Origin of the sequence: Staphylococcus epidermidis, from assembly GCF_006742205.1 — a bacterium.
Classification (GTDB): Bacteria; Bacillota; Bacilli; order Staphylococcales; family Staphylococcaceae; genus Staphylococcus; species Staphylococcus epidermidis.
This window is the reverse complement of record NZ_AP019721.1, coordinates 2345957-2372572: the sequence shown is the minus strand read 5'-3', so window position 1 is coordinate 2372572 and position 26616 is coordinate 2345957. Positions and strand designations below refer to the sequence as shown.

Annotated in this window: 30 protein-coding genes, 1 pseudogene and 1 riboswitch; of the genes and pseudogenes, 12 read left to right on the top strand and 19 right to left on the bottom strand. The window is 32.8% G+C overall.

The window, feature by feature from the left end:
• Position 1: 1 nt before the first annotated feature.
• On the top strand, positions 2 to 1099 hold the full coding sequence (gene ychF / locus FNL83_RS11715; protein WP_001831336.1) for a redox-regulated ATPase YchF: 1098 nt from the start codon (positions 2 to 4) through the stop codon (positions 1097 to 1099).
• Between the two features lie 232 nt (positions 1100 to 1331).
• On the opposite strand, the gene FNL83_RS11710 is transcribed toward ychF, so the two are convergent.
• Both FNL83_RS11710 and FNL83_RS11705 read right to left on the bottom strand, forming a co-directional pair.
• Positions 1332 to 1523 carry a hypothetical protein gene (locus tag FNL83_RS11710; RefSeq protein WP_001831355.1) on the bottom strand — a complete coding sequence of 64 codons (192 nt, stop codon included), beginning with the start codon at positions 1521 to 1523 and terminating at the stop codon, positions 1332 to 1334.
• 73 nt (positions 1524 to 1596) lie between these two features.
• Positions 1597 to 2406, bottom strand: coding sequence for a GH25 family lysozyme (locus FNL83_RS11705; protein WP_002437208.1), 810 nt, complete (start codon positions 2404 to 2406; stop codon positions 1597 to 1599).
• Between the two features lie 384 nt (positions 2407 to 2790).
• Here FNL83_RS11705 and rpsF point away from each other — a divergent pair, with 384 nt between their 5' ends.
• The 3 genes from rpsF to rpsR are packed head-to-tail and all read left to right on the top strand — an operon-like array spanning position 2791 to position 3906.
• A complete protein-coding gene (gene rpsF / locus FNL83_RS11700) occupies positions 2791 to 3087 on the top strand; it encodes a 30S ribosomal protein S6 (RefSeq protein ID WP_001831345.1) in 297 nt (98 codons plus the stop codon).
• Positions 3088 to 3109: 22 nt separating this feature from the next.
• Positions 3110 to 3619 carry a single-stranded DNA-binding protein gene (gene ssb, locus FNL83_RS11695; protein WP_001831333.1) on the top strand — a complete coding sequence of 170 codons (510 nt, stop codon included), beginning with the start codon at positions 3110 to 3112 and terminating at the stop codon, positions 3617 to 3619.
• A 44-nt stretch (positions 3620 to 3663) separates the two neighbouring features.
• Entirely contained in the window at positions 3664 to 3906 is a 243-nt protein-coding gene (rpsR, locus tag FNL83_RS11690) for a 30S ribosomal protein S18 (protein ID WP_001831354.1), read from the top strand.
• Between the two features lie 468 nt (positions 3907 to 4374).
• Here rpsR and FNL83_RS11680 read toward each other — a convergent pair whose 3' ends face one another.
• Positions 4375 to 4635: a hypothetical protein gene (locus FNL83_RS11680; protein WP_002437194.1), complete on the bottom strand. Its 261-nt coding sequence runs from the start codon at positions 4633 to 4635 to the stop codon at positions 4375 to 4377.
• A 221-nt stretch (positions 4636 to 4856) separates the two neighbouring features.
• Here FNL83_RS11680 and FNL83_RS11675 point away from each other — a divergent pair, with 221 nt between their 5' ends.
• Positions 4857 to 5111, top strand: a complete 255-nt coding sequence (locus FNL83_RS11675) for a GlsB/YeaQ/YmgE family stress response membrane protein (RefSeq protein ID WP_001832461.1) — start codon at positions 4857 to 4859, stop codon at positions 5109 to 5111.
• Between the two features lie 221 nt (positions 5112 to 5332).
• Here the strand turns inward: FNL83_RS11675 and FNL83_RS12275 are convergent.
• A pseudogene (locus FNL83_RS12275) lies at positions 5333 to 5422 on the bottom strand (hypothetical protein); the annotation flags it as partial.
• 162 nt (positions 5423 to 5584) lie between these two features.
• On the opposite strand from FNL83_RS12275, the gene FNL83_RS11665 reads away from it, so the two are divergent.
• Together FNL83_RS11665 and FNL83_RS11660 are read left to right on the top strand one after the other, a co-directional pair.
• Positions 5585 to 6217, top strand: coding sequence for a LysE family translocator (locus FNL83_RS11665; protein WP_001830914.1), 633 nt, complete (start codon positions 5585 to 5587; stop codon positions 6215 to 6217).
• A gap of 20 nt (positions 6218 to 6237) precedes the next feature.
• A complete protein-coding gene (locus FNL83_RS11660; RefSeq protein ID WP_002437189.1) occupies positions 6238 to 6828 on the top strand; it encodes a histidine phosphatase family protein in 591 nt (196 codons plus the stop codon).
• Positions 6829 to 7186: 358 nt separating this feature from the next.
• Here FNL83_RS11660 and FNL83_RS11655 read toward each other — a convergent pair whose 3' ends face one another.
• The 5 genes from FNL83_RS11655 to FNL83_RS11625 all read right to left on the bottom strand — a co-directional run bounded on the left by FNL83_RS11655 (position 7187) and on the right by FNL83_RS11625 (position 11987).
• Positions 7187 to 7564, bottom strand: a complete 378-nt coding sequence (locus tag FNL83_RS11655) for a hypothetical protein (RefSeq protein WP_002437185.1) — start codon at positions 7562 to 7564, stop codon at positions 7187 to 7189.
• Between the two features lie 219 nt (positions 7565 to 7783).
• Positions 7784 to 8407: an NDxxF motif lipoprotein gene (locus tag FNL83_RS11645; RefSeq protein ID WP_002437175.1), complete on the bottom strand. Its 624-nt coding sequence runs from the start codon at positions 8405 to 8407 to the stop codon at positions 7784 to 7786.
• A 248-nt stretch (positions 8408 to 8655) separates the two neighbouring features.
• The gene (ahpF, locus tag FNL83_RS11635) at positions 8656 to 10179 is read right to left on the bottom strand and encodes an alkyl hydroperoxide reductase subunit F (protein WP_002437172.1); all 1524 of its coding nucleotides are present in this window, start codon (positions 10177 to 10179) and stop codon (positions 8656 to 8658) included.
• 14 nt (positions 10180 to 10193) lie between these two features.
• Positions 10194 to 10763, bottom strand: a complete 570-nt coding sequence (ahpC, locus tag FNL83_RS11630; protein WP_002437170.1) for an alkyl hydroperoxide reductase subunit C — start codon at positions 10761 to 10763, stop codon at positions 10194 to 10196.
• A 444-nt stretch (positions 10764 to 11207) separates the two neighbouring features.
• Positions 11208 to 11987, bottom strand: a complete 780-nt coding sequence (locus FNL83_RS11625; protein ID WP_002437166.1) for a 2-keto-4-pentenoate hydratase — start codon at positions 11985 to 11987, stop codon at positions 11208 to 11210.
• Positions 11988 to 12127: 140 nt separating this feature from the next.
• Between FNL83_RS11625 and FNL83_RS11620 the strand changes: the two genes are divergently transcribed.
• The gene (locus FNL83_RS11620; protein WP_002455899.1) at positions 12128 to 12883 is read left to right on the top strand and encodes an NADPH-dependent oxidoreductase; all 756 of its coding nucleotides are present in this window, start codon (positions 12128 to 12130) and stop codon (positions 12881 to 12883) included.
• Positions 12884 to 13004: 121 nt separating this feature from the next.
• Here FNL83_RS11620 and FNL83_RS11615 read toward each other — a convergent pair whose 3' ends face one another.
• The 4 genes from FNL83_RS11615 to FNL83_RS11595 form a co-directional block, all read right to left on the bottom strand.
• Positions 13005 to 14393, bottom strand: a complete 1389-nt coding sequence (locus FNL83_RS11615) for an L-cystine transporter (protein ID WP_002437162.1) — start codon at positions 14391 to 14393, stop codon at positions 13005 to 13007.
• 308 nt (positions 14394 to 14701) lie between these two features.
• Entirely contained in the window at positions 14702 to 15604 is a 903-nt protein-coding gene (locus tag FNL83_RS11605) for a hypothetical protein (protein ID WP_001829387.1), read from the bottom strand.
• 125 nt (positions 15605 to 15729) lie between these two features.
• Positions 15730 to 16395 carry a hypothetical protein gene (locus FNL83_RS11600; RefSeq protein WP_001829400.1) on the bottom strand — a complete coding sequence of 222 codons (666 nt, stop codon included), beginning with the start codon at positions 16393 to 16395 and terminating at the stop codon, positions 15730 to 15732.
• A gap of 127 nt (positions 16396 to 16522) precedes the next feature.
• A complete protein-coding gene (locus FNL83_RS11595) occupies positions 16523 to 16930 on the bottom strand; it encodes a YflT domain-containing protein (RefSeq protein ID WP_001829411.1) in 408 nt (135 codons plus the stop codon).
• Between the two features lie 211 nt (positions 16931 to 17141).
• Positions 17142 to 17244: riboswitch (purine riboswitch) on the top strand.
• A gap of 282 nt (positions 17245 to 17526) precedes the next feature.
• Between FNL83_RS11595 and xpt the strand changes: the two genes are divergently transcribed.
• The 4 genes from xpt to guaA all read left to right on the top strand — a co-directional run bounded on the left by xpt (position 17527) and on the right by guaA (position 22585).
• The gene (xpt, locus tag FNL83_RS11590) at positions 17527 to 18105 is read left to right on the top strand and encodes a xanthine phosphoribosyltransferase (protein WP_001829410.1); all 579 of its coding nucleotides are present in this window, start codon (positions 17527 to 17529) and stop codon (positions 18103 to 18105) included.
• On the top strand, positions 18105 to 19373 hold the full coding sequence (gene pbuX / locus FNL83_RS11585; RefSeq protein WP_001829360.1) for a xanthine permease PbuX: 1269 nt from the start codon (positions 18105 to 18107) through the stop codon (positions 19371 to 19373). Before xpt ends, pbuX begins: the two co-directional genes overlap by 1 nt.
• A 37-nt stretch (positions 19374 to 19410) precedes the next feature.
• Positions 19411 to 20877 (top strand): IMP dehydrogenase, encoded by a 1467-nt coding sequence (gene guaB / locus FNL83_RS11580; protein ID WP_001829407.1) that lies wholly within the window; start codon positions 19411 to 19413, stop codon positions 20875 to 20877.
• A gap of 166 nt (positions 20878 to 21043) precedes the next feature.
• Positions 21044 to 22585: a glutamine-hydrolyzing GMP synthase gene (gene guaA / locus FNL83_RS11575; protein WP_001829351.1), complete on the top strand. Its 1542-nt coding sequence runs from the start codon at positions 21044 to 21046 to the stop codon at positions 22583 to 22585.
• A gap of 240 nt (positions 22586 to 22825) precedes the next feature.
• Here guaA and FNL83_RS11570 read toward each other — a convergent pair whose 3' ends face one another.
• The 6 genes from FNL83_RS11570 to FNL83_RS11545 all read right to left on the bottom strand — a co-directional run bounded on the left by FNL83_RS11570 (position 22826) and on the right by FNL83_RS11545 (position 26271).
• Positions 22826 to 23731, bottom strand: a complete 906-nt coding sequence (locus FNL83_RS11570) for an Abi family protein (RefSeq protein WP_002437151.1) — start codon at positions 23729 to 23731, stop codon at positions 22826 to 22828.
• Between the two features lie 2 nt (positions 23732 to 23733).
• Positions 23734 to 24318: a tyrosine-type recombinase/integrase gene (locus tag FNL83_RS12380; RefSeq protein ID WP_001829376.1), complete on the bottom strand. Its 585-nt coding sequence runs from the start codon at positions 24316 to 24318 to the stop codon at positions 23734 to 23736.
• Positions 24281 to 24529 carry a hypothetical protein gene (locus tag FNL83_RS12375; RefSeq protein WP_001829342.1) on the bottom strand — a complete coding sequence of 83 codons (249 nt, stop codon included), beginning with the start codon at positions 24527 to 24529 and terminating at the stop codon, positions 24281 to 24283. Before FNL83_RS12375 ends, FNL83_RS12380 begins: the two co-directional genes overlap by 38 nt.
• Positions 24530 to 24684: 155 nt before the next feature.
• On the bottom strand, positions 24685 to 24912 hold the full coding sequence (locus FNL83_RS12370) for a hypothetical protein (protein ID WP_002437147.1): 228 nt from the start codon (positions 24910 to 24912) through the stop codon (positions 24685 to 24687).
• A gap of 77 nt (positions 24913 to 24989) precedes the next feature.
• On the bottom strand, positions 24990 to 25544 hold the full coding sequence (locus FNL83_RS11550; RefSeq protein ID WP_001829365.1) for a hypothetical protein: 555 nt from the start codon (positions 25542 to 25544) through the stop codon (positions 24990 to 24992).
• Between the two features lie 109 nt (positions 25545 to 25653).
• Complete coding sequence (locus tag FNL83_RS11545) at positions 25654 to 26271, bottom strand: DUF4352 domain-containing protein (protein WP_001829359.1); 618 nt, start codon at positions 26269 to 26271, stop codon at positions 25654 to 25656.
• Positions 26272 to 26616 lie beyond the last annotated feature (345 nt).

The following is a 26616-nucleotide window of genomic DNA, read 5'->3' as shown; positions in this document are numbered from 1 at the left end:
AATGGCTTTAACAGCAGGTATCGTAGGTTTGCCTAACGTAGGTAAGTCTACCCTATTTAATGCAATTACTAAAGCTGGCGCATTAGCAGCAAACTATCCCTTCGCAACGATTGATCCCAATGTTGGTATCGTTGAAGTGCCAGATTCACGTTTAATAAAATTAGAAGAAATGGTTCAACCTAAAAAAACAATTCCTACAACTTTTGAGTTTACTGATATTGCAGGTATTGTTAAAGGTGCATCTAAGGGCGAAGGTTTAGGAAATAAATTCCTTTCACATATTCGTGAAGTAGATGCTATATGTCAGGTGGTTCGTGCGTTTGACGATGAGAATGTAACACATGTATCAGGGCGTGTTAATCCGCTTGATGACATAGAAGTCATTAATATGGAACTTGTTTTAGCAGATTTAGAATCTGTTGAAAAACGTTTACCGAAAATAGAGAAGATGGCTCGTCAAAAAGATAAAACAGCTGAGATGGAATTACGTATATTAACACAAATTAAAGAAGCGTTAGAAGACGGTAAACCAGTACGCAGTATTGATTTCAATGAGGATGATCAAAAGTGGGTTAATCAAGCTCAGTTATTAACATCTAAGAAAATGTTATACATTGCTAATGTTGGCGAAGATGAAATTGGAGATAAAGATAATGATAAAGTGAAAGCAATTCGTGAATATGCAGCAAACGAAGATTCAGAAGTTATCGTTATTAGTGCAAAAATTGAGGAAGAAATCGCTACATTAGATGATGAAGATAAAGAAATGTTCTTAGAAGATTTAGGCATTGAAGAACCAGGTTTAGACAGACTCATTAGAACAACATATGATTTGTTAGGTTTATCTACTTACTTTACTGCCGGTGTGCAAGAAGTGCGCGCTTGGACATTTAAACAAGGAATGACCGCACCACAATGTGCTGGAATTATTCACACTGATTTTGAACGTGGTTTTATTCGTGCAGAGGTAACAAGCTATGAAGATTATGTACAACATGGTGGAGAAAATGGTGCTAAAGAAGCGGGAAGACAACGTTTAGAAGGTAAAGATTACATCATGCAAGATGGGGATATTGTTCATTTCCGTTTTAATGTTTAACTTAAAGCATGTATTTATATTAATGAGGCACTCTAAAATTAGAAGCAAATTCTAGTTTTAGGGTGTTTTTTTGATAATAAAATTGAAAATTAGGAGATAAATTAGTCAACATACTACAATGATAATTATTAATGATGCGATCATTTGTAGTTAGGAAATAGAATTATTTATTAATAGAGCAATGAAGCTTTTCATCAAACTTTCATTGCTCTTATGTAAGGATTCCAAATTCTTAAAAAAATGGAATGATTTTGCTTGCTTTAATGATGTCTTGTGTACTAAAAAATTGTTTGCCTTCACCAGTGTATGCGGGTTCGAGAACTAAATTTGCTTTAGCGCAGTATAGCCATTCTGGGTGAATGCCACTATTTAAGATATCTTGAAACTCTTGGAAATCTTTATTCCAATCTAAATTTAATCTCATGAAAAACACCTCATATGTATTTTAGAACAAACGTTCGTTAAAGTGAAGTGTTTTTGTTCGTATGTGTTCGTATTTATGAAGTGAACCAAGACGAATTCACATTTTCGTCAATATAATTTGCATCGACATTTTGATTTAATTCAGGAGAGTAGTAACTATTTGTATATTGCCATAGCACTTTCTCTCGGTTTGGTTCCTCAGCTTGATATGCTGCTAACCAGTAGCCATCATATGAACTGACAGCATTTGATGCATGATTTAACATGAAGTTTTCATATGAATAAAAAAGGATCTTCTTGTTTCCAGCAAGCTTTCTCATTTCGTTTGCCCATGCTTGTGTCGCTGTTTCATCATCTCCGGATTTAACGGTTTGTTCTTCATAATCATTGATGTAAAAGGCGGCTTTGGGGGCGCGTTGAGATAAAGTGTTAGCTTCATAACGTGCATCTTTTGGACTTTCGTACATGCTATAAGAGTACACGCCGTATTTCATTTTATTTTGTTCTAATAATTCTGCATTTTTTTCAAAAGTCTTATCAACGTATTCTGAACCGTACTGTGCTCTTAAAATAATAAAATCATAATTTTTCTTTAGTTGTTTTATTTGTTCATTAGTTAAAAGTCCTTGCCATTCAGAAATATCTAAGACTCTTTCACCATTATTTGTTTCAGTAATATTAGATTCAGCAGAGAAAGTAGAACGATTTTGTGTTTTATGAGGTTGCTTTTTAGGATGGTCTTTTAAGTATTGTTGATAGCCATACCCCATTGTACCTTTTTCGCTTACAGAAGATGAAGACGCTTGTGCTTGAGTATCTATAAAATTAAGGCTAGTAGCGAAAATTGAAAGTGAAATGATTGAGTAAGAAAATTTCTTTAACATAAACGACTCCTTTATAATGAATTTAATATTAAGTGCAATTATATGAAATATAATTTTGATGTTATTATAACTAAAATGAAGTATCAACTATCTATTAAGTAACATTAATATAATTTGAATATAAAGTAATGTATAACATAAATAGGATGATTGCGTTTGAACAACGAGGGCAGTCTCAGAGGAGTCTTAAACCAATAATATGTATTGATATTTTCAAAAATAAATAATGCTCATCAATATTTAAGGGTAAGATTCATCTGAAATTGATTGTAAAAAGTAAAGCTCTATGCTATAATTATTTTCTGTGAGTAATGAAAATTATTCCTTGCTTATCACATTAAATATTGATAAGCCGTATAGACCACAAGGAGGTGCAAATAAACTATGAGAACATATGAAATTATGTATATCGTACGTCCTAACATTGAAGAGGATGCTAAAAAAGCGTTAGTTGAACGTTTCAATGGTATCTTAGCTTCAGAAGGATCAGAAGTTTTAGAAGAAAAAGACTGGGGTAAACGTCGCCTAGCTTATGAAATCAATGATTTCAAAGAAGGTTTCTATAACATCGTACGTATTAAAACTGATAACAATAAATCAACTGACGAATTCCAACGTTTAGCTAAGATTAATGATGATATCATTCGTTACATCGTTATTCGTGAAGACCAAGATAAGTAATAATTTAGATGGGGGCGTTTAAATGTTAAATCGAGTTGTATTAGTAGGTCGTCTAACGAAAGATCCAGAATACAGAACCACACCCTCAGGCGTAAGTGTAGCGACATTTACTCTAGCAGTTAATCGTACTTTCACGAATGCTCAAGGGGAACGCGAAGCTGACTTTATTAACTGTGTAGTCTTCCGTAGACAAGCAGAAAATGTAAATAACTACTTGTCTAAAGGTAGTTTAGCTGGCGTTGATGGTCGCATACAATCACGTAGTTATGAAAATCAAGAAGGTCGTCGTATTTTTGTTACTGAAGTCGTATGTGATAGTGTTCAGTTCCTTGAACCTAAAAATGCACAACATGGTGGCCAACGTTCACAGAACAATAATTTCCAAGACTACGGTCAAGGATTTGGTGGTCAGCAATCAGGACAAAATACATCTTACAACAACAATAATTCATCAAACTCAAATCAGTCGGATAATCCGTTTGCAAATGCTAATGGACCGATTGATATCAGTGATGATGATTTACCATTCTAATAATGAACGAATAAAATAAAATGAGTCAAAGGAGGCAGTTAACCATGGCAGGTGGACCAAGAAGAGGCGGACGTCGTCGTAAAAAAGTATGCTATTTCACAGCAAATGGTATTACACACATCGACTATAAAGACACTGAATTATTAAAACGTTTTATCTCAGAACGTGGTAAAATTTTACCACGTCGTGTAACAGGCACTTCAGCGAAATATCAACGTATGTTGACTACAGCTATCAAACGTGCTCGTCATATGGCTTTATTACCATATGTTAAAGAAGAACAATAATATATTATTTATTGTAAAACCCCGTAAGTATAGGCTTACGGGGTTATTTTTGTGTTTTTGAATATTTAAAAAGGGCAGAAAAAGCAGTGAATTTGAAAGCTAGATTTTTAGATACATATCCTTCGACGATATTTCAGTAATGTTATGAGATTGAATCCCAAAATGAGTTAAGATTATGCGTTGAAAAATGGTTAGGTGCATAACATCTTTAAATATTGATTGATGATAATAGTTTACCATTCCCAAATTTGAAGAGGTTTGTTATGCGTGCCATTTTTCTTGTTAAGTTAGTAGTTAATTCTTCAATCTCTATATGTCTTTTAGTTCTTAAGTTATATAAAATATGTAAATTTATGTGCCACATCTTCTATTCATGATGAAAGTATCTACGTTGACATCAAGATGTCATTTTATCAATTAGTATACCTATGGGGTTATACTTTGAAGTTGTAGCACCATCATTAACATTTAATGTTTGTAATTTTGTTTTTTATTAGAAAGCATGTTTAGAATAGCTGATAATATAGTACAGATGATTGTAACTATGATTAGTGTCGTTACTACATAGACTTGATTACTTTGAATATTAAAACCTATTTCAAAATGACCTTGTAAGTGTCCTTTTATAAAAAAGTTAAGTGTAATGATAGTGAGAATTGCTAAAAATGAAAGGAAACCTATAATTTGTATAATTTGGTTAATACGTTGAAATTTATTTTTATGTTGCATGTAAAATACCTACTTTAAATATTTTTATAAATAGTTCATTTTAGTCATCTTTAATAGCTTAACATAATAGGATTGAGGTTGATAATAATAAATATTGAAAAAATAAAAGCAAAATAGCTTGTATCAGTAAAATAAAAATTCCTACAAAACGTTTAATCATTTTTGACATGGGGTATCTCATACTAGTGAATAAAATATATAAGTAAAGGAGACAATCAATTATGTTTGGATTAATAGGTATGATTATTGTCGGCGGTATCATTGGATGGATCGCAGGTTTAATTTTAGGTAAAGACGTACCAGGAGGTATTCTAGGAAATATTATTGCTGGTATTGTAGGATCATGGGTTGGTACTATGATTTTAGGTGAATGGGGACCACAATTAGGTAAAATTCACATCTTTCCAGCATTATTAGGTTCAATTATTTTAATCTTTATTATTTCATTAATTTTAAAAGCACTAAGAAAAAAATAATAAGTATAGATTAAGTTTAATTTAGGTAGAAAATGTGTTGCTTGATTATTTGAAAGTAATCAATTAACACAATTAAAGCATGTGTGTTTATCTATACGCACGTAACTCAATGATAGATGTTGATGATGTCTTTAATCGTTTGAGTTACATTAATTATAGTTATCAAAGCATCCAAACCAATAAAAATGGTGTGGGTGCTTTTTTCATGTTATAAAACATAAAAAAGGATGGCGCTGGGTTACGCCATCCAGGAGTATTATGTTCATGAATATAAAAGACTTTGTAGTTACTAAATAACTACAATTTAATATTATCAGATTGCTATTTATCTGACAACATTAAAGGTTTTGATTTTTAAAATTTCCAACAAAATTGAGAAAATTATTACTTTGATTTAAAGGCATCTGTTCGGTTTCATTCGCCATTGGTGATATGTAATAATGAATTGTAAAACGACATCGAGGAGGTTTCTTATGGACGGTTTAATTACATTTATTATTATCACATTATTGATTATTATAGTACCTGGGCCAGATTTCATTATTGTAATGAAAAACACTATTAATTCAAGTAAAATGAATGGTTTTATGGCCGCATTTGGTATTACTACGGGGCATATTTTATACTCTTCATTAGCTATTTTTGGAATTATATACATACTTACGAGTTTACACTTTGTTTTTTTAACAATAAAAATATTGGGTGCTTGTTATCTTATTTATCTCGGAATCAAAAGTATTTTGAGTGCGCACAGTTCTGTTGATTTTAGTAAACAAGCTTTAGCTGATGTCAGAAATGTGAGTTATATCACTTCTTTTAGACAAGGTTTTTTAAGTACAAGTCTTAACCCTAAGGCTTTATTATTTTATGTTAGTATATTCCCGCAGTTCCTTTCTAACGGTAATATACATATGAAATCTGAAGTTGCGTTATTTGCTTTTTCAGTTGTTGTAGTTATATGCTTATGGTTTTTATTTTGTGTATTCATCTTTCAATATATTAAATTATTATTCAGCAGACCGAGATTCAAAGCTATATTTGATTATATTGTAGGGTTTGTTTTAATTGGCTTATCTATTAATTTATTATTAAGTAAAAGCAGCTAAGTCAGAAATGAGGAGACAGAATGGAAATTTATTTAGTGAGGCATGGTGAGTCACAGTCCAATTATGATAATAAACACGGGTATCTATATTTTTGTGGACAGTTAGACGTCCCTTTGACGGAAAGGGGTATAAAAAGCGCTAAAGAACTATCTGTTTATTTTAAAAATAAATACATTGACAATGTATATGTATCAGATTTAAAAAGAACAAGGCAAACGTATGAGGAGCTATTTCCTTATGATATTCCAACAATATATACAAAGACGTTAAGAGAGCGTTCGTTAGGTGTTTTTGAAGGTAAAAATAAAGAAGAAGTTTGTAAAGACAAACGGTTCGAAAAATATTTCCGTGATCCTAATTATAAATACTTTAGACATAGCTTTTCGCAAAAAGCACCACAAGGAGAAAGTTATCAACATGTCTATGATAGAGTGGTTACTTTCATTGAAAATGAGCTTAATCAACAGCAGAGACGTGTAGTGATAGTTGCGCACCAAGTTGTAATTAGATGTTTTTTCGTCTATTTTAAAATGATAACTAAGGAAGAAGCCTTAGCGACGGAAATTCATAATTGCTATCCATATTTAATTAAAAAAGAAATGAAGTTTTGAATACATATATAATCATGTGAGTTGTAAAATTGTAATTGCTGGCTAAATTGATATTAATTCTCTATCAAAAGGTATGATTGAGGTCTATAAACAACCGTAGCAATATTGTTATATATAATATAGGATTGTGAGTGAAGCCTGGGGCATAGATTATCGATGTCCCAGGCTTTCATAACATACAATCAGTCAAATGATAGAATTAAAAATATACACACATATCAAACCATTTTTTACAAGAGGATGGGGCCCCAACAAAGAGAATTTCACTGAGAAATTCAACAAGCAAAGCAAGTTGGGGATGGGGTCCCAACAAAGAGAATTTCACTGTAAATTCTACCTTTCTTGCCCCTTTATTTGATTAATTTATTTTATCTGAAGTAGATGGGTGCACTGAAAGTGTGACAATAGAACTAACAAGTAATGCAAGTATCGTTAAGGAAGCCATAAGCATAATGACAATTTGTCCCATAATTAAGCTAATGATTACTAAAAACCCCCACATCATCAGTGCACTTATTTGTAATATCGCCGATATGATTCTACATGCAAGATGATTAAATATACCTAATATGAGTGCTGGTAAAGCCATTATAACTATTGTCGTAATGGCTATGAGTACTGTATAAGGTTCGTTATAGTTGATTGTGTGTGGGCCTGTTGGATATTTTGCTAAAACAAGTACTAAGCCGATGGTGGATAGTATTGCTAAGATAATAAATGTTAAACGTATCTTCATAATGATTTTCCTCATTTCTTTTTATTTAGAAAAAATATATATGCTATATTAATTTTATTGTGTAATAAATATATTGAATTGTCAAAATAGCGAAGGCATGTTTCAAAAAGATGGGATGATGAAATTAACTCGAATATCAAAAACAAGCCCAAAAAAGATGTTAGTACAACATCTTTTTTGGGCAAGTAAAATAATGTGATATAGAAAAAACATTTTGTTTTATTTATTAAATACTTCTGTGTCTATTCCTTTTTTCTTAAGGAAAGTAGTAATTTTATCTTGTTGCTTTTTATTTACATCACCTGAATATTTTGTGGGTACATCAACAACGTTAATTGAATTTTGTGGTTGGTAGTTTAATTTCTCAATGTCTTCATCTACATTTGAAATGGTACTATTTAAAGCGTGAAAATAATTAATTATGCGATCTGTTGGATCTTTATATTCTTCAGGGATGTGATTGTTTTTTATAAATTTTTTGAAATGTAAATCGTTCTTAACTGCTAAATTGGATAACTTGCTAAGACGATCAGCTTGTGATTCTGTGATTTTAGGATTACTATCACTTTGTTTATCTAATTTATGTTGCATGACATACTTATTATCAAGTACATCGCTATTCGCTTGTAAATATTTTTCTAAAGCTTGCTTCATCTCTTTTTCGCTAATTTTTTGTCCCTTTTTGTTTGAAGAAAAGATATCTTTTTCCTTTAAAGTTTTAGCGTTTTTAGGTGCATGAGCGTTGCTGTGATGCTCTTGATTATTGTTATCGTTCGTATTTGAGCATGCTGCAAGTGTTAAAGACAACGCTAGTATCAAGTATGTAATGACTCTCTTTTTCATAGAATTGAGTAACTCCTTTTATGTCTCTATCATTAAACAGTGTTTTAAATTTATACATCTATTAGAGTATCATTTATCGAAAAATATTTGAATATTTTAGAACTACATTTACTGTTAGATATGACTAAATTATGGCGGATTATATGAATGATATACCTGTTTCAATAGGTTTTTTATAATAAAAAACAGAGCTCCAACATGGGAACTCTGTGAAGTTAAAATATTTATGATAAATAACGTTTTAAAAATTAATTTCTAATTATATAATCGAATGCATTAAGTGCGGCATTAGCACCAGCACCCATAGAAATAATAATTTGCTTATTTTTTTGATCGGTAACGTCACCAGCGGCAAAGATACCAGGAACGTTTGTTGCGTTATCGCGATTAATCATAACCTCGCCACGTTCATTTAATTCGACAGCATTTTGCAACCAAGATGTATTAGGAACTAATCCAATCTGTACAAAAATTCCATCTAAATTAACTACTTGTGACTCTCCGGTAGTCATATCTTCATAGCTAATACCTGTAACGTAATCGTCACCAATTACTTCTGTTGTTTTAGCACTCGTTTTAATATCAACATTAGGTAGTGAACGTAAACGTTCTTGTAATACGCTATCAGCTTTTAATTCAGAAGCGTATTCAAATAATGTTACGTGTTTAACGATGCCGGCTAAATCAATAGCTGCTTCTACACCAGAGTTACCACCACCGATGACAGCAACATCTTTATTTTCAAATAAAGGTCCGTCACAGTGAGGGCAGAAAGCCACGCCTTTATTGATTAGACGGTCTTCGCCTGGGATGTTTAGTTTACGCCAACTTGCACCTGTGGAAATGATGACAGTTTTACTTTCTAAAACAGCATCATTTTCTAAAGTTACGCGAATAGCTGAATCTGTTTTTTCGATATTTGTAGCACGAATACCAGTCATTGTATCAATATCATATTGTGCAATATGTTCTGCAAGATTTGATGAGAACTCTGAACCTGTCGTTTCTTTAACAGTGATGAAGTTCTCGATACCAGCAGTATCATTAACTTGACCACCAATTCGATCAGCGACAATACCTGTACGTAGCCCTTTACGTGCTGTATAAATTGCAGCACTACCACTTGCAGGTCCGCCACCAACGATTAACACGTCATAAGGATCTTTATCGTTGAATTCAGAGGCATCTTGCGTGCTTCCTAATTTAGTTAAAATATCTTGAACTGTCATGCGTCCATTACCAAATTCTTGACCATCTAAGAAGACGGCAGGAACTGCCATAATGTTTTCAGATTCTTCACGGAAAACAGCGCCATCAATCATAGTATGAGTAATGTTAGGATTAATAACACTCATTAGGTTTAATGCTTGAACGACGTCAGGACACTTTTGACAAGTAAGACTTACAAAGGTTTCGAAATGAAATGGACCTTCGAGCCCTTTAATTTGATCGATAATGGATTGCTTTTCTTTAGGTGCGCGACCACTCACTTGTAGTATAGCTAATACTAAAGAGTTGAATTCATGGCCTAAAGGTATGCCAGCAAAGGTAATACCTGTTTCTTCACCAGGGCGATTAACTGAAAAACTTGGTGTACGTTTTAAAGATTTTTCAGTTATTGTTATGTGTGCTGACATCTCAGCCATCTCATTTAATAATTCTTTGAGTTCGTTTGATTTATCATCAGAGCCTAGGCTGGCAACGAATTCAACGTCGCCTTCCATAAGCTCAAGTAATTGTTGTAATTGTTGCTTTAAATCAGCATTAAGCATATTTTAATGCCTCCTTAGATTTTACCTACTAAGTCTAAACCAGGTTGTAATGATTCTGAACCTTCTTCCCATTTAGCTGGGCAAACTTCACCTGGATGTTGACGTACATATTGAGCGGCTTTAATTTTGTTAACTAATGTACTTGCGTCACGTCCGATTCCGTCAGCATTGATTTCTGCTGCTTGTACCACACCATCAGGGTCGATAATGAAAGTACCACGTTGTGCTAGACCAGTTTCTTCATCCAACACATCGAAATTGCGAGTGATTGTTTGAGAAGGATCACCAATCATGCTGTATTCTAGTTTGCTGATTGCATCAGAATGGTCATGCCAAGCTTTGTGTACGAAGTGTGTATCTGTTGATACTGAGTACACGTTAACACCTAATTCTTGTAATTTAGCGTATTGATTTTGTAAATCTTCTAATTCAGTAGGGCATACGAATGAGAAGTCAGCAGGATAGAAACATACAACGTTCCAAGAACCTTTAAAATCTTCTTGAGTAACTTCTTTAAACTCATCTTTTTTTGGATCATAAGCTTGTGCTGTGAAAGGTAAAATTTCTTTGTTAATTAAAGACATAGATAAATTCCTCCTGAAAAGTTAAGTGTTAATTAGAATTACTTAAAAATAATTGTTTGTTTATAATAATTCTAATCTCTTGTTTAGTATTATTACATCTTGGCATTGAATAGTCAACTTTAGAAGTTCTTAAAATCTATGAAAGTATAAAAAAGCTATAATTAAGCCGTTTTAAATCCCTCATTAATTAAAGAATAACGAGTAAAAAAAGTTGAAAATCCAATGTGAAACTGAAATTTTCAAATGTGTATGACTTTGAAATTCAGTTGTCATTCTCAACTATGGTTATTTTATTGATAATGAAGTGTAATTTTATTACTACTTCATATATATAATAACATGTATCATACATGGATTTCCCTTTTTAGCATCTGTATAAAGCAGATAGAGTTAATTCCACAAGTTGTTATGACTTTCTGTGAAAATAACCCTATTAAACTTACTTTATTTATTAACCGAAAATGATACCTTACCGATACCACTATATTCAGCACGGTACGTGCCATATTCTAATTTTAGTGGAGATATAAAAGTTCCAGATGAAATGATATCTCCTTTTTTAAGTTGTTTACCGTGCGTGTGTAGTTTTTTAATTAGCCAATGAATAGCGTTTAAAGGATTTCCGAGTACTTTGGATGATTCTCCTGTGGCAATGCATTTATCATCTTTATATAAATTTAAATGTACATTAGCAAATGCATCGTTATCAAGTCCGTCTACAGGGTCACCTACTACGACAAGTCCTGTTGCGGTATTATCTGATATTAAATCTGATAAAGTAAAATTTGGAAACCAATTTTTATATCTTGCATCTGGAATTTCAATGCCTGGCGCGATACGGGTATGATATCTAATTGTTTCTAAATCAGCATCATAAGGTAAGTCTTCCTGCACTATAAAGATAATTTCTGGTTCTAGTAATGGTGAAAATAATTCTGAAAGAGAGACTGAGGCACCATCATTAACAATTTGGTTAGATAAGAGTGTTCCATATGCAGGTTCGTTAGTGTTAGCAATTGCTTGCGTTGCCTTGCTAGTCATACTAACTTTATACCCTGTAACAGTCGAACGGTCTTTGAAAGTTAATTGGTCAATTAGTTCTTCTTGTACATGATATGCTTCTTCTTCGTTTAATTGATAGTTCTCACTAATGAAATCGATGGGTTTTTTATATCTATAAGCTTTAAATAAAACTTTAGCAACTTCTTTATTTGTTAGTGTCATATTGTACCCCTCCCCTAAATTATCTGAAAATTTATACTATTATGATAACTTTTAAATGTGAAGTGTGCAAATTGATTTAAATATACTTCATTTAGGGTATAAAATAATTAATAATGTAAATTTTGATAGGAGTGGGTATAGTGTCAGATTATGTTTATGAGTTGATGAAACAACATCATTCAGTTAGAAAATTTAAGAATCAACCACTTGGTTCTGAAACGGTAGAAAAATTAGTAGAGGCGGGACAGAGTGCTTCTACATCCAGTTATCTTCAAACTTATTCTATTATTGGTGTTGAAGATCCAAGCATTAAAGCGCGTTTAAAGGAAGTGTCAGGTCAGCCTTATGTTTTAGATAATGGTTATTTATTTGTATTTGTTTTAGATTATTATCGTCATCATTTAGTAGATGAAGTTGCGGCGTCAAATATGGAGACATCATATGGTTCTGCAGAAGGACTATTAGTAGGTACAATAGATGTTGCATTAGTTGCGCAAAACATGGCAGTTGCTGCCGAAGATATGGGGTATGGAATTGTTTATTTAGGGTCATTGCGTAATGATGTTGCGCGAGTGCGTGAAATTTTAAATTTACCTGATTATACGTTTCCGTTATTTGGTATGGCAGTAGGTGAACCTTCTGATGAAGAAAATGGGTCACCTAAACCGCGCTTGCCATTTAAACATATTTTTCATAAAGACCAGTATGATGCGAATCAGCATCAACAACGTAAAGAATTGGAAGCATACGACCAAGTAGTGAGTGAATATTATAAAGAACGTACTCACGGTGTGCGTACAGAAAATTGGTCACAACAAATAGAAACATTTCTAGGACGTAAAACACGTTTAGATATGTTAGATGAATTGAAAAAAGCAGGATTTATTCAAAGATAAAAAGAACCTGAGACAGAAATACATGTCTCAGGCTAGGGTGGGGCGATATTTTCAACACGAATGTTGCCCCGCTCTTTTTATAATTGTATGTCGTAATGATCAATGACCACTTTTCTTACATTTAATTTGCAGATAAATCGCCGTAATCATTTGAGTCAAATGTTTTTTTGTCCCAATGATTCGTTAAGCGTGCGGTACCTGTTCCAGCTAGCATTGAGTCATTAACGTTAAGTGCTGTACGACCCATATCGATGAGAGGTTCGATAGATATCAGTACCCCTGCGAGAGCAACTGGTAGATTAAGTGTAGATAATACGAGTATTGATGCGAATGTTGCCCCGCCACCTACACCTGCAACGCCAAATGAACTTATAATAACAACAGTAATAAGTGTAACAACAAATTGGAAGTCAATTTCTACATTTGCTACTGGTGCCACCATAACTGCTAGCATAGCAGGATAGATTCCTGCACAGCCATTTTGCCCTATGGATAAACCAAAAGTTGCAGAGAAGTTTGCAATTCCCTCAGGTACACCTAAACGTTTTGTTTGCGTTTGAACATTTAATGGTAATGCACCTGCACTTGAACGTGAAGTAAATGCAAAGATTAGTACTTCTATTGTCTTTTTCACGTATTTAACGGGATTGATACCTAAGACACTCAGTATAATTAAATGGATAATATACATTGTGATTAGAGCTGCGTATGAAGCAATTAAGAATTTACCTAACGTCCAAATTGCAGAAAAATCACTTGTCGCAAGAGTAGAAGCCATAATAGCTAAAATGCCATAAGGCGTTAATCGTAAAACAAAAGTTACGATAGCCATAACGATAGAATAGATTGCTTCTATACCACGTTTAAGTAAGCTTCCATGTTCTGGCTGTTTTCTTGCAACTCTAAGATAAGCAAAGCCCACAAACGTTGCAAAAATAACAACTGCAATTGTCGAAGTTGTACGTTGTCCTGTGAAATCTAAAAATGGATTGCTTGGGAATACTTCGAGAATTTGTTGTGGTAAAGTGTTTGCAGTTAAATCTTTGGCTTGTTTTGAAATTTCTGTACCACGTGAATGTTCTGCACTACCTAAATCAATAGACGATGCATCTAGACCAAAGATTAAAGCGTAAAAAATTCCAACGATAGCTGCGATGGCTACAGTACCAATTAAAAACATAAAAATATAAGAACCGATCTTAGCGAATTTTTCACCAATTTGTATTTTGCTAAAAGCGGCAACAATTGAAATGAATATTAGTGGCATGACAATCATTTGTAATAGTGCAACATAACCATCTCCGACAATACTAAACCAGTCTGTTGATTGTTCGAGAGTTTTAGACTCTGCACCATATATGAGGTGTAATACAATGCCAAATACGATACCTATTGCTAAAGCGGTAAAGACACGTTTAGGGAATGAGACGTGTTTTCTTGCCATAATATTTAACATTATTAGGAAAACAAGTAACACGATGACATTAATTACTGTAAAAAGTATTTCCATATCGATATATAGCTCCTTTTTAATTTTTAGTATTCCGACATATGTAATAAGAATAAAGGGGGTTAAGAAGAAATTCAAGTTGTTGATTTATAGTTTTCAGATTCATTTAAAGTTGAATAGAGTGAAGGTGATTATTAGAACAATGAAAAATGAGAAGTTTATGTTTATCAGAAAAGTGAGCAAAGAGGACGTAAAGAGGTTTATATTAATAAAAAAGACGCGTGCAATCATGCTATAAGAAGACATGATTGCACGCGTTTTTATTTAATATTATGAATAAACATGAGTCAGCTATGAATACAAATCATTTATAAGTTAAATAGACGTGCAAAGAAACCTTTCTTCTCTTCTTTAGGTTGTTGTTGGTAAGTCGATTGAGAAGAAGGTGTAGCTGATGTTGATTGAGAATGAGAAATTGACTCAGATTTTTCTGAGTTAGATACACTTCCTGATTCTGACAAGAACTCGCTTGTAGACGTACTTTTTGATTCAATTTCCGATTTGCTATTTGTATTACTTTCGGATGTTATTGAGTTAGACTCGGACAGAGATGAACTCATTGAATCATTTGCTGATTCAGATTGGCTCAAACTTGCTGTAGTGCTTTGACTTGCGACGTTGCTCTGAGATATTGAAGCGCTATTTGACATTGAATCAAAATGACTGCGTAATTCACTATCTTTTAATTCGTTAGCTTTAGCGATGTCTTTAGATTGTTGTTCTTGTGCTGACTGAATAGCCTCTTGAGAATTTTGGATTGATTTTAAAGATTGGGCATTCGAATCTAATTTTGTTGTAATATCAGTCTGTAATTCTTTGAGTTCCTGTTGTTGCTGATGAACTTGGTTAATCATTTGCCCTAACATTTGACGTTCTTCTCGCATTTTTTGAATTTCAGAACGTAAATCTTCAACGAGTTGTGCTACATTTTGATCAGTTGGTAATTGGCTATCCTCGTCTTTAACAATGACTTGTAAAAAGTCTTTTTCCTTTTCAAGCTCTTCAAATGCTAAATCATAACTATTTGTTTGTTTAACTTTGTTAGCGATATCTGTAAATAATTCGATGTCATCTTCTTTAAAGTCTGTGGCTTCACGACCACGATATTCTGTTTTACTAAGGTGATAGCCTCGTTCCTCTAAATGTTGTACAATTTTTCGGACCTGCTTTTCACTTAGTTCTACACGTTGAGCAAATTCTTTAGTTAACATTGAAAAAGTCCCTTCATATTTTAATTATGTATGGTGACGTTTGTCTTCGGTCAGTGAAACGTCAGTCTTACCTCATATGATAGTTTACCTTTTATTAATATTGATTTCAAGGTGTTTTAGACAGACTATCTTAAATTCATTTCTTTTAGGAGAGGGTAAATAATTTCTCTTGAAATGCCATTTGCAAAAACATATTTAAGAATATAATTAGATTTGACACTTGTACCATAAATGTCCTTTGTTAATTCAATGTTAGCTTTAATAAATAAATCTACTTTTTGTGGCGTTTCCTCTTGGTTTTGGTTTGGATGAATATAGTCAATGTCGTCCTGCTTTTCAAATTGATTTTCAAAGAGGAATTGACGACGATGTTCTAGTGCATTTCTGAGCTTGTCATCGATGTTAGCAGTCGAGGGTTCTTTTGGAACTTCTAACATGATGAAATTAATATCTCTATTATGAACTTCTTGTGATAAAAGGTTTAATTGTTTTTCTATTGCCTCTAAAGTTAAGGACATTCTTTCATCATGATTGGGGCTTTCTTTTGCGATTAAGTAAATTAAAAATGCAGAATTGGTTGTTGCTTCGTAATGTGCAGTTGCTAAGCTAACTACAGTCTGGTTTTCAATTCCAACGATAAAGGCGTAATCATTTTCTGTTTTATTATTTTCAAGTGAGCGTTTAAAAATTTTACTATCTTCATCTAAACCAATATCCAATTTATCATCATATAATTTGAGTGCCTCGTTAAATAATGGATCTTTAGCTGATTCTATCACTTTAAATTCCATGTTATATCCTCTCCCTAATATTATTCATTCGTAGCGAATTAGCTTTATTTAATGATAAAAAAAACCATAATGTCTGCTCGACGACACAAACATTATGGTGCAATGCTTTTATAATTTAGAAATAAAATTATGCTTTAGGCCCTTCAGACTCTGCGGCATAATGAGTAATATCCACTTCTTTATATGCAGCATTATTATCTTCAACTTCATCATGAGAAGAACGGTCACTGTTAGCAACAACGAGCATTTTATCGTTTAAAATATCTTGTTTATATCCTTCTAGTTCATTGTCAGTTAAATCATAACGAGATAATACTGTTTCTTCTCCATCTTCACCTGTAAGTAAACGAGACATACGGTCACTAAATGAGCCACTTGTAGCCATTAACGAGATTTGAGAGTTGTGTAAATCATCTAAGTGCAACTTACTTTTACTGATAACAGCTAATTCTGTCTCTAAATAACCTTCAGATTTTTTTTGATTGATGACTTTATATAATTCATCTTGGTTATTCACTACAGTAATTTTTGCCATGATTATCGCCCCTTTTAAAAATGTTGTCTTACATGGTTATACCCTAGTCTAATTTAATAAAACTATTACACAGATAATTATATAATTTTGTATTAAAACATTTCAATGATAATTCATCCTTTAATATAACGCTTACACTGAATTTTGATGCTTTTTGAATCGTGAACATCTCTTTAATTATATTGAAAATACAACAAAAATTTGCTATTATCATAAAATAATTTATATGACTCATATAATCTAGAGAATATGGCTTTAGAAGTTTCTACCGTGTCGCCATAAACGACACGACTATGAGTAACAATCCAATACATTAAGAGCAGTTTAAATCGCTAAAGCAACATAAAAGTGAAACGCATTTGGTATAACTGGTAACAAATGAGGATACACATAAGCCTGTATAAATTGAGTGCAATTGTTTAAGTTTTATCAAATTTAATAAGCGTTTTTAGGATTACGTATGCGTATCTTCTTCTTAATTTGCTTTAAGGCAAAGTATTGCACGTTCACTCATAGATCCTGAAACTATTAATGGTAGTTTGAGGTTTTTTTGTATCTAGGAATCGAATTTGAATTTACTTGAGGAGGTTTTTTGAGTGGAGTCGTTAGGACGAAAAGTCAAAGAAGATGGCGTTGTCATCGATGAGAAAATTTTGAAGGTAGATGGATTTTTAAATCATCAAATTGATGCAAAGTTGATGAATGATGTAGGTAAAACATTTTATGAGTCTTTCAAAGACGCTGGTATTACTAAAATTTTAACTATTGAAGCTTCTGGTATTGCGCCTGCTATTATGGCTTCTTTTCATTTTGATGTTCCTTGTCTATTTGCTAAAAAAGCTAAACCTAGTACTTTGAAAGATGGCTTTTATAGCACGGATATTCATTCATTTACAAAAAATAAAACGAGTACAGTCATTGTATCTGAAGAATTTTTAGGTGCAGACGATAAAGTACTTATCATTGATGACTTTTTAGCTAATGGTGATGCTTCGCTAGGTCTTAATGACATTGTAAAACAAGCAAATGCGACGACAGTTGGCGTGGGTATTGTGGTTGAAAAAAGTTTCCAAAATGGTCGCCAACGTTTAGAAGATGCAGGCTTATATGTATCTTCACTTTGTAAGGTAGCTTCATTAAAAGGCAATAAGGTAACTCTTTTAGGTGAAGCGTAATGAAAAATTTCATATTAAGTGTGCAACATTTGTTAGCGATGTATGCAGGGGCTATTCTTGTTCCTATTATTGTGGGGACAAGCTTAAAATTTTCAGCTGAAGAAATTGCTTATCTAGTTACTGTTGATATATTTATGTGCGGGGTAGCGACATTTCTTCAAGCAAATAAAGTCACAGGGACTGGATTACCGATTGTACTAGGATGTACGTTTACTGCCGTTGCACCTATGATACTCATCGGTCAAACGAAAGGACTTGATGTTTTATATGGTTCGCTTTTAATATCCGGTATCTTAGTTGTTTTAATTGCACCTTTTTTCTCTTATTTAGTTAAATTCTTTCCACCTGTTGTAACAGGAAGTGTTGTGACAATTATTGGAATCAATTTAATGCCAGTTGCAATGAATTACTTGGCAGGTGGTGAAGGAGCGAAAAACTATGGCGATACTAAGAATTTAATATTAGGTGGTGTTACACTACTCATTATTCTTATTTTGCAAAGATTTACAAAGGGCTTCTTGAAATCAATTGCGATACTTATAGGATTAGCAATAGGTACTGCTTTAGCTGGTATATTTGGAATGGTTGATATCAAACAAGTGGGTGATGCACATTGGTTTGGTTTCCCTGTGCCATTCAGATTTTCTGGCTTCAGATTTGATGTCAGCTCAATACTTGTATTTTTCATTGTTGCAGTTGTAAGTTTAATTGAATCTACTGGTGTCTATCATGCACTGAGTGAAATTACTGGTAGAAAACTAGAAAGAAAAGATTTTCGAAAAGGGTACACTGCGGAAGGTCTAGCAATCATTTTAGGTTCAATATTTAATGCGTTCCCTTACACTGCATATTCCCAAAATGTAGGTCTTGTTTCTTTATCAGGAGCTAAAAAGAACAATGTGATATATGGAATGGTTATTCTTTTACTAATTTGCGGTTGTATACCTAAATTAGGTGCTTTAGCTAATATTATTCCATTGCCGGTTTTAGGTGGGGCAATGATAGCAATGTTTGGAATGGTTATGGCATACGGCGTTAGTATTTTGGGTAACATTAATTTCCAAAATCAAAATAATTTATTAATTATTGCAATTTCAGTAGGGTTAGGTGCTGGTATTAGTGCAGTACCTCAAGCATTTAAAGGATTAGGAGAACAATTTGCTTGGTTAACTCAAAATGGTATAGTGCTTGGCGCAATTTCTGCAATCATCTTAAATTTCTTTTTTAATGGTATAAAGTATAAACAAACTGAAGAAAATGTGAAATAATGTAACTAAGTATAAATAAAATTGGAGGCTGTTTTTAATGTGGGAAAATAAATTTGCTAAAGAATCTTTAACATTCGACGACGTGTTACTCATTCCAGCTGCATCAGATGTTTTACCAAGCGATGTTGACTTAAGTGTCAAATTATCAGATAAGATCAAGTTAAACATTCCTGTTATCTCAGCAGGTATGGATACAGTAACTGAATCAAAAATGGCAATTGCTATGGCTCGACAAGGCGGTTTAGGTGTTATTCATAAGAATATGGGCGTCGAAGAGCAAGCTGATGAGGTACAAAAGGTTAAACGTTCAGAAAATGGTGTTATTTCTAACCCGTTCTTCTTAACACCGGAAGAAAGTGTGTATGAGGCTGAAGCATTAATGGGTAAATACCGTATCTCTGGTGTACCCATTGTCGATAATCAAGAGGATCGCAAGTTGATTGGGATTTTAACAAATCGTGATTTACGTTTTATTGAAGATTTTTCAATTAAAATATCAGATGTAATGACGAAAGATAATTTAATAACAGCTCCAGTTGGTACGACTTTAGATGAAGCCGAGGCTATTCTTCAAAAACATAAGATTGAGAAACTTCCATTAGTAGAAAATGGTCGTTTAGAAGGATTAATCACTATTAAAGATATTGAAAAAGTACTTGAATTCCCATATGCAGCTAAAGATGAACATGGCAGATTGTTAGCTGCGGCAGCAATCGGTACGTCTAAAGATACTGAAATTCGTGCACAAAAACTAGTTGAAGCTGGCGTAGATGCATTAATTATTGATACAGCTCATGGTCATTCTAAAGGCGTTATTAATCAAGTTAAACACATCAAGGAAACATATCCTGAAATTACTGTTGTCGCTGGTAACGTAGCGACTGCAGAGGCAACACGTGCTTTATTTGAAGCGGGTGCCGATGTTGTTAAAGTAGGTATTGGTCCAGGCTCAATTTGCACAACACGTGTTGTTGCAGGTGTAGGTGTGCCTCAAATTACAGCAGTTTATGATTGTGCTACAGAAGCCCGTAAGCATGGTAAGGCTATTATTGCTGATGGTGGTATTAAGTTCTCAGGTGATATTATCAAAGCATTAGCTGCTGGTGGTCATGCGGTTATGTTAGGTAGTTTGTTAGCTGGTACAGAAGAAAGTCCTGGTGCAACTGAAGTATTCCAAGGTAGACAATATAAAGTTTATCGCGGTATGGGATCTTTAGGTGCTATGGAAAAAGGTTCAAATGATCGTTACTTCCAAGAAGATAAGACGCCAAGAAAATTTGTTCCTGAAGGTATTGAAGGTCGTACAGCTTATAAAGGACCATTACAAGATACAATTTATCAACTTATGGGTGGCGTTAGAGCTGGTATGGGTTATACTGGTTCAGAAAACCTAAAAAAATTACGTGAAGAAGCACAATTTACACGTATGGGACCAGCTGGTTTAGCTGAAAGTCATCCTCACAATGTTCAAATTACGAAAGAATCACCAAACTATTCTTTCTAGTGTTAAACTTTGGGTGATGAATTAATCATTTGTAGGAACGTGCTTAATTCTTAAAACAACAATGCTTAATGATACGTTACAATACTTAAAGCTATCATTTAGAGCATTGATAGGCGCGTTTCTCTTACTTTTACATAAAATCAAACAATAAAGGAGATTCATGACTATGGAAATGGCGAAAGAGCAAGAGCTGATTCTTGTTTTAGACTTTGGTAGCCAATATAACCAGTTAATTACGCGTCGTATCCGTGAGATGGGCGTTTATAGTGAATTACATGATCACGAAATTTCTATTGAAGAAATTAAACGAATGAATCCTAAAGGTATCATTCTTTCAGGTGGTCCAAATTCAGTGTATGAAGAGGGGTCATTTACCATCGACCCTGAAATTTACAATTTAGGTATTCCAGTTTTAGGTATTTGTTATGGTATGCAATTAACGACTAAGCTTTTAGGTGGTAAAGTTGAGCGTGCCAATGAGCGTGAATATGGCAAAGCTACAATTAACGCTAAATCAGATGAACTTTTCTTTGGCTTACCTTCTGAACAAACAGTATGGATGAGTCATTCTGATAAAGTAATTGAAATTCCTGAAGGATTTGAAGTGATTGCAGATAGTCCAAGTACTAATTATGCAGCTATTGAAGATAAAAAACGTCGCATTTACGGTGTACAATTCCATCCAGAAGTACGTCACACTGAATATGGGAACGACTTACTAAGAAACTTCGTCCGCCGTGTTTGTAATTGTACAGGTGAATGGACGATGGAGAATTTCATTGAAATTGAAATTGAGAAAATCCGTCAACAAGTAGGTAATCGTAAAGTATTATGTGCAATGAGTGGTGGAGTAGATTCATCCGTAGTTGCTGTACTTTTACATAAGGCAATCGGCGAGCAATTAACATGTATTTTTGTGGACCATGGTCTATTACGTAAAGGTGAAGGTGACATGGTCATGGAGCAATTCGGTGAAGGTTTTGATATGAATATTATTCGTGTTAATGCTCAAGAACGCTTCATGAGTAAACTAAAAGGTGTGTCTGATCCAGAACGTAAACGTAAAATCATTGGTAATGAGTTTGTATATGTCTTTGATGACGAAGCTGCGAAATTAACAGATGTAGATTTCTTAGCTCAAGGTACGTTATATACGGATGTGATTGAATCAGGTACTAAGACAGCTCAAACAATTAAATCTCACCATAATGTAGGTGGATTACCTGAAGACATGGAATTTGAACTTATTGAACCAATCAATACATTATTCAAAGATGAAGTGCGCGCATTAGGAATAGAATTAGGTATACCTGAACACTTAGTTTGGAGACAGCCGTTCCCAGGACCTGGATTAGGTATCCGTGTACTTGGAGAAATTACTGAAGATAAGCTTGAAATTGTTCGTGAATCAGATGCGATTTTACGTGAAGTGATTCGTGAGGAAGGTCTTGAAAGAGATATCTGGCAATACTTTACAGTACTTCCAGGTATTCAATCGGTCGGTGTCATGGGAGACTACCGTACGTATGATCATACTGTAGGTATTCGTGCGGTAACATCCATCGATGGCATGACTAGTGACTTTGCTAGAATTGATTGGGAAGTCTTACAAAAGATTTCAAGTCGAATTGTCAATGAGGTGGACCACGTTAATCGCGTTGTCTATGACATTACCTCTAAGCCACCAAGTACAATTGAGTGGGAATAAAATAGCATAGAATAATGAAACCCCTTAGGCATAGGCTTGAGGGGGTTGTTTTTGTATTTTATAAGTTGGAAAAAGGGCAAAAAAAGGGCGACGTGTTAAAACTTAAGAGATTTAGGCATAAAAAAAGAGGCAACCTCTCGGTCAACCTCTTAAAACGGAAAGAATAGAAAATTCTTTCATAAAAAACAAGAGTATAGAAATAACTCTTGGAGGGATGTCCCTCTTTCCTTATTTATTATATTAATTGTTTTGAACATAATAGTCAATCATTTTGTTAAGTGATAGAAAGAAAAATGAAAGAGAAGGAACATTTCGATAATGATGAAAATATCTATTTTTACGTTGTTTAAAAGTTAATAAATCATTTTTTCGATTATCTTTTATACCTTTACTACAATATTTAGAATGTAAAACTAATAATGCAAGAATATCAATTATTGCTAATACTTTAAGGTTTTTATCAGACAGTCTTTGTTTTCTACCTATCTTTTTTAATTCTCTTTCAACGGTAAAGTTTTTGCGTGGATTTAAATTTAATAAAATTGGTTGGCTATGAGCACATTTATTCCTAATGTTTTTAGCAAATTTAATAAATTTACCAGCCTTACGTAACTCAGAGTCATTTGTTCTTTCAGAATAAAATTCTACAAATGCTGAAAATTGGCCAAAAGTCATTAATTCTAAGCATACCCATATTGGAGGATCATCATAATATTTTTGAAAACTCGGTATAACTGTACCATCTCTTTTAATCACGCTAGAAAAGATTTTTTCTAAATCTCCATTATGATTGTTTATAAAATCTTGAACAATTGTATATCCGTCTTCGTTTACATCATCAGTAATCTTTTTAAGAATATCTGTTTTTAGTGAATGTTCTATATCCAAACACATAGGTAATAAAGTATATCTTAATCGCATATCTAAAGTAGCAAAATCAGAAAGTGCAGAAAACTCAAAATTATAATTTCCACTACTATCCTTTTTTATATTTTTACGAAAAGATATCAATTTAAAAAAATAAGTGTTATTTTTTAATATTTCTTTAGCTTCTTCTTCTGTTATTTCATTGAATAGAATTCCTAATGATTTCAACTTTTTAATTTGTTCCTCATAATCTAATTTTGGTTTACGAGTACTACTCATATTTAATTAATACCTACTTTCTCTAACTTACTCATCATATCTTTATCCATTTGTTCAGTAACATGACTGTATATCTGTAGGGTAGTCTTATGATCTGTATGGCCTACACGATCCATAATTGCACGCAGTGATATACCTAATTGCGATAATAATGATATGTGACTATGACGCATAGTATGGCTGGTTATATGCTTTTTAATACCTACATTCTTTGCAGCAATTTGTATGTTTCTGTTGATTGATGTAAGTGATATAGGGTTTCCTTTATGATTAGTAAATATAAAATCTCTATCTACATACATATTTTTCCACTGAAATGCTTTCTTATTCTCTAACATAACTTTACGTAAAATATCACAACTTCGAGTAGTCAGAGAGATAGTTCGATAAGATAAAGCTGTTTTTGTAGTATCTTTAAAACCGAGGTTGTTACCCTCTTTACGCCAATGTATAGTGCCATCAATGATAAGTTTTTTGTTTTTGAAATCAATGTTTTCTGGTTGTATTGCTAAAAGTTCTCCTATACGCATACCATTTAATGCTTGAATTTCAATGATATAAGCAGTAAATAAATATATAACTAGCACGCTTATTATTTGCTATATGTTTTAACTCTTCAGCGATAAGATGAACTTCATTCATTTCTAAATAGTTCTCACGTTTTGCTTTAACTTCTTCTATTGTAGTCGCTTTTTTAGGTACTATTACATCATCTATGTAAGATTTATCAGTAATGTTATATTTCTTTTGAGTATAGCGTAGTATATTTTTTATAATACTCAAATCATCTTTAACCACTTTATGACTTAATCCCTCTGTTAATGAAGAATTAATTAAGTCTTGTAAAACATCAGCATTCGTATTTTGAGCGAGTATATTTTTATCAATATTTCTTTTGATGTGCGCTATTTTATAACTTTTCGTTGTAACGGTAGATTGTTTAAATCCGGAAGTTAATTTGTATCTTTCAAACCACTCATCAAATGATCATGGAATGTTAGTGACTTAAGTGTAGTAGGTGTCTTATCGTTTAATTTTGCCTCTATAAGCTCATTTAAGCGCTTCTGAGCCTCTTTTTGTGACTGTTTACCATTCTTTATTAAGTACCACGCTAACACGTCGTCATTTGTTTGTGAGAGGGTCTTTGTACTTCTCATAATAGCGATTTTTAGTTTCACCATGTTTATAGGTGAATTTCTTATGCCACGTGTTTACCCTCCCTAAATAAAAAGGGTAGACGTGCTACCCTATATTTCAATTATGGCTGTTGATTATCTATTTCATTATTCATCACATCAGATACGCGATCATTAAATTCGTATTGTGAAATTTGACCGCTATCTTTTTGGTTTGCTAAATCATTCACTTGTTTTTGACCAGATTCAGACATCCAATCTGTTCGAAAATCTGTAGCAGGTAATGAATTTAAGTCAACATGACTATTCTGTTTGTTTTCGTTAGTATTTTCATTGTATTTCTGCTGTTCTTCAGATGATAATTGATCATCATTAGAAACGGAATTGTTTGCTAAATATTCATCACTATATTGTTGCTGATTGTTATTAGTTTGTTGTTGAGATTGAACCTGTTCATTTGTAGCAGATTCTTGCATTGACTTGTTATTCTTTTTTTCTTGAGATTTCTTTTGTTCTCCAGACTTTTTATCCTCATTAGTTTTTTTGTCTTTTTTATCGTCAGATTTCTTTTCAGTAGTATTTTCTGACTTTTTATTTTCATCTTCCTTAGTGTCGTTTTGGCTACAAGCACTTAACACTAGTGTAGCAGCAATTAATGTACCTAATAATCTTTTCATATATATTCTCCTCATAAAAGATCGTATAACTAATAAATTATTTCATATTTCAAACTTTTTAATCTCTCAACCTAGAGAAAGGAAAAAATAGGGCAGGTGAATACCTATATTATTCTGGTTTAATATTATAAATATAACGTTTGTTAGAGAATGATGTTAAAGGTTGAAATTCTAATTCGATTTTTTTTGGATTACCATTTATTGCAAAACCTTCAGATCCACTAATTTCTCTGTTTGGTGATAATGAATCTATTAATTGATTATCAATAGGATAAGATTTAGCTTGTTTTCCATCTACGTATACTTTTATATCTCCACCTACTGGAATTTCTTCTTTAGAATTGTTTTTAACAGTCATATCTACCTTTATGACTTTATCGGCTTGAACATCTGCAAATTCGTTTCTTTCTTCAGTATAAGAAGCATTATCTAATGTGAATGACACTCCATCTATTTCAGTAGTCTCACCTATAGATTTGATTTTTGTATCTTTGTCTTTGTCAAGTTTACCTTCTTCATTTATTTCTTTATCAACTTCATTCACAAAAGTTCCAGTACACGCAGTTACACCAACAATAATTAATATTAATAAAACTAAACAACCACCACAACCGAAAAGCCAACCCTTTTTGCGTTTTTTCTTTTTCTCTTCTTCTTGACGTTTTTGGTATTCTTGAAATTGTTGAAACTGTCTTTCTTCTTGGCTATTATTAAATTTTTCTTCCATTAGCTTTCTCCTTAATATATATTACCTTTTATATTCATTTTTCTATGGTGTATTAGATATTGTTCGATAGAACCACCACCTTAATTGATGAATTAACTTTCATTAATGAATAGTTATCATGTGTAAATCTCTTTTATTTATCTTATATCTTTAAGAGATTGGATACTGTTATGATTGGCAAATAATTTTAATTGGTTTTCATTTTAGGATAATGTCTTTTCTGAACTCACTTAATTGTTCAATATTATTATTTAAATAAATTTCTTCTTGCTTTAATATACTATTGAAAATTGAAGTGATAATTTCTGTTATCATAATTTTAACTTACCCTTATAATAATACACC

Coding starts and splice junctions, on each gene's coding strand:
- ychF (WP_001831336.1), top strand. CDS start 2: ATGGCTTTAACAGCAGGTATCGTAGGTTTGCCTAACGTAGGTAAGTCT.
- FNL83_RS11710 (WP_001831355.1), bottom strand. CDS start 1,523: ATGAGATTAAATTTAGATTGGAATAAAGATTTCCAAGAGTTTCAAGAT.
- FNL83_RS11705 (WP_002437208.1), bottom strand. CDS start 2,406: ATGTTAAAGAAATTTTCTTACTCAATCATTTCACTTTCAATTTTCGCT.
- rpsF (WP_001831345.1), top strand. CDS start 2,791: ATGAGAACATATGAAATTATGTATATCGTACGTCCTAACATTGAAGAG.
- ssb (WP_001831333.1), top strand. CDS start 3,110: ATGTTAAATCGAGTTGTATTAGTAGGTCGTCTAACGAAAGATCCAGAA.
- rpsR (WP_001831354.1), top strand. CDS start 3,664: ATGGCAGGTGGACCAAGAAGAGGCGGACGTCGTCGTAAAAAAGTATGC.
- FNL83_RS11680 (WP_002437194.1), bottom strand. CDS start 4,635: ATGCAACATAAAAATAAATTTCAACGTATTAACCAAATTATACAAATT.
- FNL83_RS11675 (WP_001832461.1), top strand. CDS start 4,857: ATGTTTGGATTAATAGGTATGATTATTGTCGGCGGTATCATTGGATGG.
- FNL83_RS11665 (WP_001830914.1), top strand. CDS start 5,585: ATGGACGGTTTAATTACATTTATTATTATCACATTATTGATTATTATA.
- FNL83_RS11660 (WP_002437189.1), top strand. CDS start 6,238: ATGGAAATTTATTTAGTGAGGCATGGTGAGTCACAGTCCAATTATGAT.
- FNL83_RS11655 (WP_002437185.1), bottom strand. CDS start 7,564: ATGAAGATACGTTTAACATTTATTATCTTAGCAATACTATCCACCATC.
- FNL83_RS11645 (WP_002437175.1), bottom strand. CDS start 8,407: ATGAAAAAGAGAGTCATTACATACTTGATACTAGCGTTGTCTTTAACA.
- ahpF (WP_002437172.1), bottom strand. CDS start 10,179: ATGCTTAATGCTGATTTAAAGCAACAATTACAACAATTACTTGAGCTT.
- ahpC (WP_002437170.1), bottom strand. CDS start 10,763: ATGTCTTTAATTAACAAAGAAATTTTACCTTTCACAGCACAAGCTTAT.
- FNL83_RS11625 (WP_002437166.1), bottom strand. CDS start 11,987: ATGACACTAACAAATAAAGAAGTTGCTAAAGTTTTATTTAAAGCTTAT.
- FNL83_RS11615 (WP_002437162.1), bottom strand. CDS start 14,393: ATGGAAATACTTTTTACAGTAATTAATGTCATCGTGTTACTTGTTTTC.
- FNL83_RS11605 (WP_001829387.1), bottom strand. CDS start 15,604: ATGTTAACTAAAGAATTTGCTCAACGTGTAGAACTAAGTGAAAAGCAG.
- FNL83_RS11600 (WP_001829400.1), bottom strand. CDS start 16,395: ATGGAATTTAAAGTGATAGAATCAGCTAAAGATCCATTATTTAACGAG.
- FNL83_RS11595 (WP_001829411.1), bottom strand. CDS start 16,930: ATGGCAAAAATTACTGTAGTGAATAACCAAGATGAATTATATAAAGTC.
- pbuX (WP_001829360.1), top strand. CDS start 18,105: ATGAAAAATTTCATATTAAGTGTGCAACATTTGTTAGCGATGTATGCA.
- guaB (WP_001829407.1), top strand. CDS start 19,411: ATGTGGGAAAATAAATTTGCTAAAGAATCTTTAACATTCGACGACGTG.
- guaA (WP_001829351.1), top strand. CDS start 21,044: ATGGAAATGGCGAAAGAGCAAGAGCTGATTCTTGTTTTAGACTTTGGT.
- FNL83_RS11570 (WP_002437151.1), bottom strand. CDS start 23,731: ATGAGTAGTACTCGTAAACCAAAATTAGATTATGAGGAACAAATTAAA.
- FNL83_RS12370 (WP_002437147.1), bottom strand. CDS start 24,912: ATGGTGAAACTAAAAATCGCTATTATGAGAAGTACAAAGACCCTCTCA.
- FNL83_RS11550 (WP_001829365.1), bottom strand. CDS start 25,544: ATGAAAAGATTATTAGGTACATTAATTGCTGCTACACTAGTGTTAAGT.
- FNL83_RS11545 (WP_001829359.1), bottom strand. CDS start 26,271: ATGGAAGAAAAATTTAATAATAGCCAAGAAGAAAGACAGTTTCAACAA.